At 59.4% G+C, this 12,324-nt stretch carries 6 protein-coding genes and 1 pseudogene; 1 reads left to right on the plus strand and 6 read right to left on the minus strand.

All coding sequences use genetic code 11. The features are described from left to right. Positions 1-663: 663 nt before the first annotated feature. Positions 664-1,828 (plus strand): annotated as a pseudogene (locus tag B0G82_RS35870) (IS3 family transposase); the annotation flags it as partial. A 447-nt stretch (positions 1,829-2,275) separates the two neighbouring features. Here B0G82_RS35870 and B0G82_RS35875 read toward each other — a convergent pair. The 6 genes from B0G82_RS35875 to B0G82_RS35900 form a co-directional block, all read right to left on the minus strand. Further along, complete coding sequence (locus tag B0G82_RS35875; protein ID WP_121311089.1) at positions 2,276-5,356, minus strand: ATP-binding protein; 3,081 nt, start codon at positions 5,354-5,356, stop codon at positions 2,276-2,278. 17 nt (positions 5,357-5,373) lie between these two features. Beyond that, positions 5,374-5,796 carry a hypothetical protein gene (locus B0G82_RS35880; RefSeq protein WP_116120789.1) on the minus strand — a complete coding sequence of 141 codons (423 nt, stop codon included), beginning with the start codon at positions 5,794-5,796 and terminating at the stop codon, positions 5,374-5,376. A 193-nt stretch (positions 5,797-5,989) separates the two neighbouring features. Next, complete coding sequence (locus tag B0G82_RS35885) at positions 5,990-7,363, minus strand: M14 family metallopeptidase (protein ID WP_116120787.1); 1,374 nt, start codon at positions 7,361-7,363, stop codon at positions 5,990-5,992. Positions 7,364-7,760: 397 nt separating this feature from the next. Continuing rightward, a complete protein-coding gene (locus B0G82_RS35890) occupies positions 7,761-9,407 on the minus strand; it encodes a S53 family serine peptidase (protein WP_121311091.1) in 1,647 nt (548 codons plus the stop codon). Between the two features lie 258 nt (positions 9,408-9,665). Next, a complete protein-coding gene (locus tag B0G82_RS35895) occupies positions 9,666-11,258 on the minus strand; it encodes an amidohydrolase family protein (protein ID WP_121311092.1) in 1,593 nt (530 codons plus the stop codon). A 1-nt stretch (position 11,259) separates the two neighbouring features. Then, a complete protein-coding gene (locus B0G82_RS35900) occupies positions 11,260-12,078 on the minus strand; it encodes a uracil-DNA glycosylase (protein WP_121311093.1) in 819 nt (272 codons plus the stop codon). Positions 12,079-12,324: the final 246 nt, after the last annotated feature.

The following is a 12,324-nucleotide window of genomic DNA, read 5'->3' on the forward strand; positions in this document are numbered from 1 at the left end:
GATTGCGTAACGGCGGGGTTCAGAATAGGCGTATTCTTTCACACGTCACGAAAGAACAGGCGTGATCGGGGTAGTGAGGAGAAGAGTGCGGCCCCGCGGCTTCGATATGGCCGCGGGGAACGCGTCGACTGTTCGCTCACCACGAAACTCGACAACCGGCGGTGCGTGCTGGCGCGCCTCATTGCGAACCGGAAACCGGTATTGCCGTCTTTCTCGCCACCCATTGAGGGATTCCGCGACAGGACCAAACGGTTGGCCGGCGGCGTCGAACGAAAGTTCTCCGTTTCCTGGCGAAGCTGTGACACATTTCCTACGGGCTACCCTAAAGCGGCCGCAATGCTCCGGAACCTGACGGACGCGCTACGCGCGCAACTCGGCCATTGCGGACGTTGGAGTGTCGGCCACTGTGAGGCAGCTGATAGGCGCTTTGCCGCCGTTCGCGCCGTCGTAGCCTCGAATGTCAGGTGCGATGCGAGTGAATGAGTACTCGCGACCCTTCTGAGACGTTCGCCGAGCGACCCGTCGAACGGGTGGTGACGAGTGCACAACGGCCATTGGCTGTAACGAATACATACTCCAAGAAGCAAGACTTCGCCTCCCGTACGGAACTGAAGTTGACCCAGAAAAACGGACATCTATCCTTTGGAGAAGGAGGTGCCGATTATGGGCAAGCATCGTACCCCGTACCCGGCGGAATTTCGGGCGCAAATGGTCGAGTTGGTGAAGGCCGGACGCAGGCCGGAGGAACTGGAAAAGGAGTTCGAGCCGACTGCACAGACCATCTACAACTGGGTGGCGCAGGCTGATCGCGACACAGGTGTGCGGCATGACGGTCTGACCACAGCCGAACGGCAGGAGCTCACACGGTTGCGTCGTGAAGTCCGGCAACTGAAGATGGAGCGCGACATACTCTCTCACGCGGCAGCCTGGTTCGCGAGGGAGACGGGATCCATTCCACCGAAGGGCGGTACGGATTCATGAAAGCGAACCGGGCACGGCCCATTGCGATGATGGCGCGGCTGCTCGGCGTCTCGACGAGCGGCTATTACACCTGGCTGGTGCGAGAGCCCGCGATGCACACACGTAGCGATGCGCAACTGCTCGCGCGCATCCGCACGCTACATGCGAGCTCGCGCGGCACGTATGGGGCACCGCGTATCCATGCGCAGCTCGCGCGCGAAGGCGTACACATGGGGCGCAAGCGGGTGGCGCGCCTCATGCGTATGGCGGGTCTGTGCGGGGCAAGCCGGCGGCGCTGGCCGCGCACCACACGGCCACGCGCAGGCGCCCGGCGTGCGCCTGATCTGGTGCGCCGGCACTTCAGTGCCGACGCGACAAACGTGCTGTGGGTCGCAGATGCGACCTATGTACCCACGGGTGAAGGATTCCTCTATCTGGCGGTCGTGCTGGATGTGTTCAGCCGTCGCATCATCGGCTGGGCGATGTCCAACCATCTGTACACCGAACTGATGGTACGCGCGCTGGACATGGCGTTGCAGCAACGACGCCATGACGGTGTGATTCTACATTCCGATCAAGGCTGTCAAGGCGGATTCAACCGGTCGTCGCAACACCTTTGATCGAGGAGGTGTTGCATGGGACGAAGTGCGAAGCAGGCGTACAGCCGTCGATGGGCACGGCCGGCGATGCCTATGACAACGCGATGTGCGAGTCGTTCTTCGGCACACTCGAAGCCGAACTGCTCTGTCGCGAACACTTCGCGACCCACGAACAGGCACGGCGGCGTCTGTTCTCGTTTCTGGAGAGCTGGTACAACATACGCCGCCTGCACAGCAGCATCGGCTACTGTTCGCCGCTCGAGTTCGAAAACCTGCATGCGCAAGGTCAAAGCTTATCGCCGCGCGGGTTGCCCACCGCCGGGCAGCGTCGTGGTCGTGACAGGCGACCCGCCGCCCGGCCGTGGACAACCCGCGATTCGACCTTATCGGGAGGTGCCACACCGCATTGAACTCAACTGCAAATCTATCCGTCGAACCGGGTCAACCTCAAACCGTGCATGCAAGGCACCTCGATGCGTGCTATCTAAGCGTAGATTGCTCGGCCGCTTAACGCGTGAAAGGTGGCGGTAGAAGCCCGGCGATGTTAGGCCAGGTACCGCTTGAGAAGCGTTACATGCGCCGACCGCCCCGCTCCGCCAAGATGCGCCTAAAAAGGGCATGAGACCAGTCGCTCCACTTATTCCACTGTCTGAATTCGCGGCGCCACCACGCGCCCGCCCCCTTTGACATGGCTGCCCCATGAATGACCGCTAACCTCACCGCTGTTCGAAATCAAATTCGACTACGTCGTCATCCGAAAATGCCACAAGTCCGACCTTGTCGGTCTCATACCGCAGGCGACGCGTACCGTAGCCGCCGGACGCCGTTATGCGAAAGCGGCGAGCAAACTCCTCAATACTTTCCAGCCTTTCCGGGCAGGCATCGGAGCTCCGGGAAAACCTGACCACAATCCTGAACAGGGTATTGTCGGCAAACATAAAGACCGCATACCCATTGTTTAACATGCAGGCCGGCCCATTCGGAAACAGCAACAGTGTCAGGTCTTCCGCAGGGATCCCGGCCCCACAGCCTACTCCGTCAGGAGGGCGACCTCCGAACCACCGGCAAAGATACCGGACATCGCTTGTTCTGTACTCCCAAGCCCGGTCCAGATTGGATAGCGTCGTTTGGTCAAACGGTGGCTTCAACAAGAGGTTAACTGCCGCAGTCGTCATGCCATATCGGAACTTTCCTATGCCATCTCCGAAGTTGGCTTCGAAATCGGACTTCGCCCGATCAAATGACGCTACTCTTGCTGCATCATTCCTACTGGTCATTGACATCAAGCGAAGCCCGCGACGCGCTAACTCAGTGGATCGGAGGGCGTCAAGGAGTGCCGGATCATCGGCAAGCACTGGCTCTAAAGACTGTATCGCCCCGTCATAGGAATCGTAAGCATGCGCCAATCCCTTTCGGCGTTCCGCATCCCCCATCATTTGGAGAGTTTGACCTAATCTCAGCCCGGCGAGCAAATCTCTATGGGTGGCGCCGAGTACGTCAGCAAAACGATCTGCTGCTTGTTGAAAGTATCCTATCGCAACCAAGTCATTTTGCCGAGCCAGTTCAATTTGCCCCAACACGGAGAGTAGGAAGGCTCGCTCGGAAGAGGGTACCTTGTCCTTAATAATAGAATTGGCCTGGTCGACTTTTTTTACTGCCTCGTCAAGCTTTCCCTGATTAATCAGCGCAAGAGCCATTTTTCGCATGACTCTGGCACGCTCGGTGGCAAAATCCCCAGAGCCCTGAAGAAGGGTTAGGGCTGCTCCATATTGACTCAGCGCGGAGGCGGGGTCGCCCCACTGGAGATCTCCGGATACTTCGTGATGGCGAGCAACCGCGACACGATCAGAGCTCCCTCGCAACAAGCCTTCCGCTTCCCGGCGCGCGAGGCGGCCAAGCTGCCAATCTCCGGCATCGTTGTAGTAGAGCGCAAATTGATCAAAAGCTTCTGCTCTATCGGATGCCGAATTCGACGCAACGGCTTTTTGCATGATGGACGCCAACTCCGCAGCCTTGGCGAACGTGGCACCAGACACCCTTTTCGTCGTATCCGCAGTAAAACTCGCAAGATCGCGCTCCTGCAAAGCCTGGATGGCCGCCAGATCGGCTCGTTTTTTAGCCATAAAAGCTTCGTAGCCGGTAAATACCGCGACGGCGGCGAGCACAAAAGCGGCCAATCCGCCTACCTTCCAGGCCCTCGCGCGCCGACGCTGTTCGTTTGCGACTTTGTCTGCTGCCTCTGTCAATTCCCGCTGTCGCCCGATCTCCGCCTGACGTGCGGTCTCCCGCTCCCCTTCCACCTGCTCCTGGAGCGCGAGGCTCGCTTCGATATAGCACTTCTCTGCCGTGCTGAGATCGTCACGGCGCCGAGCAAGCCAGTCCCTGGCCTGAGCCAGCATGCCGCCGCGCAACAGCGGCCCGTCGTCGGACGGGTCGGTAGACCAAAGCTCGACGTTCGACTTGATCTGCCGTAGCCAAGAATGGAAAGCGCGGTCTCGATTGATCCAGTCGACGAGCTTGGGCCAGTGGCGGATTAAGGCCTCATGGACCACCTCGGCGGTCTCGCGCGCAAATGCCGGCGCGTTGGTCACGACCAACCGGTTGTCTTCGCCGGCGAGGTGTTGCGCCAGCGCCCAGACGTCATCGCCGAGCTCGCGCCGGTCGGCGATGCGCCGGGTGTCTTCCTGGCCTTCGCCGGGCGCCACTAGTCGGGTAAAGAGGCGCTGAAAGGCCTGCGCCATTTGCGGGTTCGCGCCATTCTCGGTCATCGCCCCATAGATCGTCTCGGCCCGCTGCGCCACCGCCCTTTCGACACCGCCAATATCGTCGTAGCTCTTTCGGGTGATCTTACGTTGCGTCTGACGCCCCCACATCTCCCGCAACGCGAACTGCAGCAACGGCAGGCTGCCCGGTTTGCTCTCGACATCGTCGAGCAGCGTCTCAATGAGGCCGGGCTCGAACGACACTGTGGCGTTCTCAGCCGGCTTTTCGATCGCGAGCCGCAGTTCCTCTCGGCTCATCGGGCCGAGATTCTCCACGCGGTCCTGCAGAGCATCGGCAAGCGGCCGATTCAGCAGCGCGCGGCCGTAGAAGTCGGCGCGCAAGGTCAAGACCAGACTGATATCGGGGGCGCCGGATCCCCGATCGAGGAAGCCAGCCAGCAGCACGTCGATGAACTGGTTGCGAATCGCGTCGTCCGGAACCAGCGTGAAGGCTTCCTCGAACTGGTCGGCAATCAGCAGGATGCGGCTGCCTTTGTTCCGAGCGCGGCAGGCCGCGAACACGTCGCGCAGTGTCAGCTCGCCTGACCGCAGCTTCTGCGCGAGCTTCCTGGTGTCGACGAGGCGCTCGGTCTCATCGCTGCTCGCGACGTAGAAGGGCACCAAGGCTCGGGCCAGCGCGAGGAACGGGTCGCCATCGAGTTCATTTCCGATCCTGAAGTAGCTGAACAACCATCCGCCTGCGAGATGCAGGCGCGGGGCCAGACCCGCCAGGACGACCGACGACTTGCCGCTGCCGGAAGCACCGACCAGGGCCGTCAAGCTCTGCCGACCCACCGCCGTCACCAGCTTGCCGATTGCCTCGTTGCGACCGAAGAACCTGTCCGCGTCATCCGGCCCGAAATACGCCAGCCCCGGATACGGGCATGGGTCGATTGCCTCAGCAACAGCCGCCGGCTCCGCGACGGGCGGCGGATAGTTGTACATGATGATCTGCCCGGCCGTGACTGTGGCCGCGCCGATGATCCCGGTCTGGGTGCCCCCTGAGATCGTCGCTCTGACCGTCGGTTCAGTCATCGCAGCGCCTCCCGCGGCTAGGTCTTGCCAAAGGTCATCGATCCCGCGCTCACGTTCTGCGCTCCGATGATGCCGGTCTGGGTGCCTCCGCTGATGTTGAGCTGGATGCGGGCGACGGCCTCACCCCCGATGCCGTGAATCTTCATCTGCTCGACCAACACGTGAAGCGCCTGCAGCACCTCGGCGTCCTCACTGGCATTGACGGCGCCAACCTTCTCTTCGAGAGCGGCATCCTGCGCGCTCGAGTGAGGGTCTTCCTCGACCGCTGTTATCGCCTTGCTGATCGGGTTGGCGTCGCCCCACTTACGGCGGATCACTTCTTTCAGGCCCTCGTAGGCATCCTCAACGCCAGACTTGACCGTGTTAGCAGCGAGCGCAGGTAGGACCGCAACGATTGCGGCCGTGATTGAGTCCATGTCAGCCTCTATCGAAGAATTCATTTTGGCGCTCCGTTCCTCAAGTGGACGTGTCGAAACCGTGTCGAAACGCCACTCTCGCATTGATGCCGATCGGGTCTGGAGGGCCTCAGCGTATCTGCGGGACCCAGCGTCCCTTAAGGGAGGGCGGTGTCCATTCCATCTCGGCAAAAACCGCCGTTCGGGAAGGCGCACCAGCGCGCAGCGCTGGGCAATCTCACTTGGCTGCAATACAGAACGCCAGCAGGCCCGAAGTGACCTCATCGATAATCTGCTTCATCTCCGTATACACGGGATGAAACGGCGTCGAATTATGTTTGCTACCCCACTCAATCGTATAAGAGAACACCTTCGCCTTTTTTGAATCGATGATGTGGCGGCTGTACGCGTAGTCGTCGGAGGTGCCTGCCGTCGGATAGAGGCTCATCGACTGCTCGGTCTTGTAAACGCGTCCGCGCGACGCCTTGATCGCGTCGCGCATCTCGTTGGCTAGTTCGACCGCGATCTTCTTGTCCCCCATTTCGATGTACTCGCGATACGCCTGGTCGTTTGCGATACCGCGTTTGCCGTCGTAGGCCGGGTTCTGGAAATTCATGTCGGGATGAGTGCTCTGGTCCTCGTCATCACCCCAGTTGTACAGAATGTCTTCCGAAAAACTGTGCAGATCGACGAAATACTGGATGTGCGGATACGTATCGAACATCCACACGGCGTTTTTCGTCTCCGGCTCCGACTCAGCCGACGGTCCAATATAAACCTGGTAGTCGCAAGGATCGGTGGAATTCTGAATAGGACACTGCGGATCGAAGTACTGCGGAAAATTCCACAGGAAATTGTAATTGCGGTTGATATCGACGCCGCAACATTGTTGCTCTGTATGCCCCGCAGGCGCGGGCCGCCGGTTCTTGCGCCACATCGACTCCGCAGTCATACTGTAATGGCGCCCATCAGGATTGGCTTGTGGAAACACAAAAACGTCTTTCGTTTCGATAATGTTCCTGATATCCGCCGCGTCGAATGTGCGCGTGCCGATTGTGATCGGCGTGTTCGTTCGATACGCATTCGAAAGCAGTTGCACGAAATGAATCAGGATGTCTGGGCTTCCCCATTCGCGTGCATGCACGCCGCCCAAAAAATAGATGCCGGGACGCTTCGCGCCGCTGCCTTTTGCGATCTTCAGCGCGTGACATGTGCGCTTTTCCCAAGTCGGATGAGGCAGCTTGATCAGTTGAGTGAAGCTGTCGTTGGGCGCGGCGCTCTCGGCGGCAAGCGCGGCTTCCACCTGTATGACATCGAGATACGCTGTGGCCGCAGCCACCGATAATGCATTGGCCATGTGCGGCGCCGCGTTCCGTGCGCGTACCTCCGACTGCCGTACCTTACCCTGTGCGTCCGCGTCCTCTAACTGCTCGACCTTATAGCCAGCCGCCGTGAGCGCGGTGATTTGCTCATCGGTTAAGTGCGCGTCGACACAATAGCCGTCGGAAACCTTTTCGATCGTGTGGCGCGCGACCGTGATCTTGTACTTCGTTACGAGATCTACCAAGGCTGCGAAATCTTTTCCTGTGATGCGAGCGTGATAGCGGGACACGTCAATTCTCCTTTGACACACGGGCGGCCCTTCTTACCCAGAACGACGAGCGAGTCCATTATTTCAATTGAAATACGGCACACTGTTTTATTCTTTGCCTTTGTCGCCCCGTGTGCATAAGTATTCGCTCGATCCCAGCAAGATCTGCCGGTAACAGCTTAAGTAGTTGCCTGTAGCGAGGCTGCGCGGCATGCAATGTTTCTCACCTCATTTTTATTTTGTAATGAAGTACTCGGTTTTTCTTCAAATAAACTAAACGCTTGCCAACAGGCAGTTCACGTCACAGGCTTGTCGTCTGGATTGGCCGGCCCTTCGAATCCGACAGCTTGTTCCGAAGGGCCTAACGACGCCAGCGCCGCCAGGATACGTTGGGTGCCGAACCGTGGCGCTTGCAGCCTTAGCTCACCTGGATGAGCGTGGCGAGCAGCTTCTGGCCGTCGGGGATGCCCCAACCCGTAACGGCACTGAAGCCTCCGGCGATCACCGGATATCCGATGCCGGGATCGGGGTCCGAGTCGTTGTTGTGGCCTGAATTGACCGCCGTACAGGCAGTGGCACCCACCGTGCCGCCGCTGGGGAGCGCCTTGTATAGCAGAGGAGCGATGAAGCGCTGCTGTTTGCCCGCCGGTAACTTGGCATTCGTGCGCGCGATCAGTGCGGCCCACAGCGGCGTCGCTGCGCTGGTGCCCTCGCCGGGCACCCATCCCACGGCTATGCTGCCATCTTGCTTCTGGAACCGCATCAAGCAGCTCGACCCCGGATCCCCCGCGAGCGCCGCGACGTCGGGTACGATGCGGCCATTCGTGCTGACGGGATTGAGCGAAGTTACCTGGATCCCGTTCTGCCAGTCGGGCCGCGCAAAGCGATCGCTAACACCGCCGCCAGTCGACCCACCGCCTGTCTGCTGTTCGCTATTTGGCTCGAAGCGCGTGCCCGGAGCGTCCCACCAGGTCGATTCCACGCCGTCCTTGATCATTGTTCCCCCAACGGCGAGTACATGCGGACTCGTGCTGGGAAACTCGACGTGGACGCCGCCGTCGAACATGTCGCAACCGGTCCCGTCGTCGCCCGTGGAAACGCATACTGTGATGCCGATCAGGCGAGCAGCATTCAGGCGCCGGTCGATGGCGCCGAGGGCCGTGGTCGACCAAGTGTGACGGTCATCCTCGGAAACCCCGTAGCTAACCGATAGCACCACGGGTCGATCGGCGATCACCGCGTCCATCATCCGGATGAATCCCTGCTGCGTGAACTTGGCAAAATAGACGGTAATCTCCGCTGCGGGGCACAGGCCCGCGACGATTTGGACGTCCATGTTGACTTCCGAACTGGTGTCCAGGTCAGTTGGGTCCTGCTTCGTAAGCAGGGCCTTGATCTCGATCTTTGGGGTAGCAATACCAAATCGCTGAGCGAACGTGGCCAGGTCCTGCTGGAAGACGGCCCCGCCGAATTCCGCGATGCCGATGCGTTGGCCATTGCAATCCCCATCGGGAAACTTGTAATGTTGCTGCAACTGCACCGGCGACAGGCCCGGGATCGTTGCGGCTGCTACGGCTGCCGCTGCAGAAGGGCGCGGCCTTGTAGCACGCCGGAACACCCGGCGGCCGTCCAAGCCGTGTACGCCCAGCACGAGATCTTTCAATTCGGCTGGGATCGAATATGTCCCCTCGCGTCGACCGACGTAGGCGCCCTGGCCGGCTTCGCGGTAGATGGACAGCCCCGGCCGAAACGCGCTCTCCACATCAGCAGCACGCCCCGAGACATATAGCGAGGGCGTGTGCGTCGGGCTTTGCTCCACCTGCAGGTGATATTGACTGAGTACCTCCTTGACCTTCGCGATTGTATCGGGAGCTGCCGCATAGGCCGCCGCAAGTTTTTCCGGCGACCAGGTTGACGTGACGGCCCCATCAGGCAGAGCCTCCCGCGACTTCAGGTCGAGAATCAATTCGATACGGCGATCGGGATCGACGTCGCCGACACGAGTCGCACCCTTAGCAGCCGCCCGGTAGCTACCCGGAAGGATGACGTGAGTATTGTTGGCCATGATCCATTGCTCCTTTGTTGGGTTGTTCCCCGGTCGTACCTCGAAAATCCACGGCACTGCACTGTTCGCCGCCTTCGATACTGGCGCCTCCGTTGCATAAATGTTTTTTGACTATCCGGGTTCCTCTGAGATGGCCAGTTACGCCGCAGTACTGTCTTTAGTCCCGTCGGACGACAGAGTCTTGAAGGGCCGTGTGGCTACCGCTAGTGGCGTTTTAGAAAGCAGCCTTTGATTACCACCATTTCTTGGTGTTCTCCTCTAGACGGGGTAGTAGATTTTCAGACCATCCTTGATGTCCTGAGGGATGTTGAACTGACCGTTGAGATTGGCAGCGTACTGGTGATCGTCCGGGACACTTGCCTTGTCGAGGGGAACCGGCCCGATGGGGGCGGTCACGATACCGGCCTGAGCCACCCTGGTGACATCAGGACCCGTCGGCTGCCCCATGAACGGTAACATGGGGCGAAGCGAGTAACCTGTGTCATGTTGCTCATCCAGTGCCAGCGTCCACCGGCGTTGTGGTCTCGCAGAAACAGCTTGTATTAGTCCAGGTGGAGCCGTAGGAATGTTTGGCAGGTTAGCTAACGCATCGGTAAGCACTTGGACCGCCTCGGTGTAAGGGATCGGCGCGATCTCCGGATCCGGCTGCCCATAATTGACGATCCGCAAAGCGCCACCAACCGTTATGCTTTCGCCCGAGGCGCCAATTGCTTTCATCAGGGTTGGCGTGCCGACTGTAGCGTTTCCGTCGATCAGGACGAGTTGAATATCCAACTCGCTCGCACCAATAATGGCCGAGTAGTGATCGGTTGCTGCCGGGGCTGTGATCACAACGATATCGGCACGCTTGCCTACCTCCAGTGATCCGACCTGGTTATTCCATTTGACGATTGCGGCAGCACTGCTGGTCGCCAGACTGACGATATCGGCGTCGCTAAACCCGTAGCGCCGGACATCGTTCGCGACCTTGGCAACTTTCAACTCGTGGAGCAGGTTCTTGCTGCCTGACGGCGACCAATCCGACCCAAGGGCGATCGGAATACCTCGCGTTCTCGCCAGGTCCACCTTTGCAGTTTGACCATAAAGCATGAAATTGCTGAGCGGCGACCACACCATCGCCCCCCCGTGGGTTTTCATCACGCCAAACTCTTCTTGGCCCAGCGCGGCACAATGGATGCCCGCAAGCGCCTCGTTAATGGCCCATGCGCCGGTGGCTGGGTTCTGCAGCGCTTTAAAAGCGTCCAATGCGGTTCGGTCGAATCCCTCGCTGAGATGCAGCAGCAAACAGTGAGCTTTATGTAGCTCCGTATTGAAAGCGTCCCAGTCCTTTGCATGCAAATCAGGAATATGGGTGGCCGCTTTGAAGAAATCGGCATCGCGTGGGGCCTCGACCACTCTGAGCGCCCCTTGGTAATACTTCTGGAGATGATCCGACTTGAGGGAAATCCCCTGGCTGCTCGTTACTCCACCCAAAATGCACTTCGTCTCAGCGAAACGGGCAATGGCGGCAAGAACCCTCGGATCGGACGATTGCGAAAGTTTGAGCATCGGGCCATTGACCTGCCGAACGTATTGCGGATGGCGCTGCCATTGCCCACGATCTTTAAAAGATGCAGGAACCGACCAAAGTCGTAGAACGTTGTAACTCAGATGGTTGTGGAGTTCGATGAGCCCCGGGAAGACAATGCCGTGGGTGTCGATCCTGCGCGCAGCGTCGAACCCTGCCGGTACCGGCTCCTGGGCGTCCTGTACGGCAACGATGGCGTTCCCATCGACGTATACGGCGCCCGTCGCAAGCACAGTTCTGGCAGCGTCCATGGTAACGATGCGCCCGGTAAGAATCAGCTTCATATTAGGGAATTACTCCCGGTGGGACCTCAATCGTGATGGTCTTGCGCTTGTCACCGGCAGAGACTCCCGTACGCGTCGCCCAGCCGTCGTCTCCGCACATCCAGGCAGGCATGCCTGCGGGCAGATCGAACCGGGGAATAGTGATCAGGTCAGCGGGTGCGAAATTAATGCCGTAAGGAACAAAAGGCTGACTGGCATCGGGATGCTTGATGGCCGGCCGCAAAGCCTGGATCGCCGAATTCCATTTCTCCAACAACACCTTGGTGGCTGCCGCGACTTGCTCCGGTGTCCCTCCGTGTCCTTCCGCAGACGTGGGGTGAGGTACGTGCTGATATGCCACTTGAGCGAAGCTCGTGCCGGATGGGTCGGCGATGAACTTCTGCCAAGCGGCATCGGCGAGCGTGCCGAACGCGACGACCGCTTCGATCATCCTCGTTCCCATGATGGCGGCAAGCCATTGATTTCGATAGACGGTGATCGCCGGATCGTTGATGTGCTGGTTCCCACCTGTCTGGCCATACACGCTGTAAAGGAACGTATTCAGCAGCACATAGCTGCGAGTCAGGCCGAGCTTGGAGAGGAATCCCTGGACTCGGTGTCCGGCGGTCCCAATCAGAATACGCCGCGCGATTGCCTCGTGCTGCGCCGGATCCTGCCCGATGCACAGCATCCTTGCCGTGCCGTCCAGGCGACCGCGGTGAAAGATCGGTCCCCATTCTGTACGAAATGAGTCGAAGGGATAGACGGTGCTGTCCGGTGCCCGATCGACCAACTCTTGGAATGGCATCAGGTCGTAGCCGGGATCGAAAGACAATGACATGGTTTCTCCGAATCAGCGTACTAGGTTACCCAGTCGCGTTGCACGAGATCGGAAGTATGGCGAGGGCTATTACCAGCCAGGCATGGCGTAGATGTCGCATGACATCCCCTCATCGAGATCGACGGCGTTACAAGTTTGTATTTGACGGTATCGATGCCCTAGCGAAGCACCGTCCGGCGGTCATAGCCGGGTCAAAGTAATCTCAGGACTTCGTTGGACTAGGGAAGATTTTGTTGCCTTGATAAA

The organism is Paraburkholderia sp. BL17N1, assembly GCF_003634175.1.
Classification (GTDB): domain Bacteria; phylum Pseudomonadota; class Gammaproteobacteria; order Burkholderiales; family Burkholderiaceae; genus Paraburkholderia.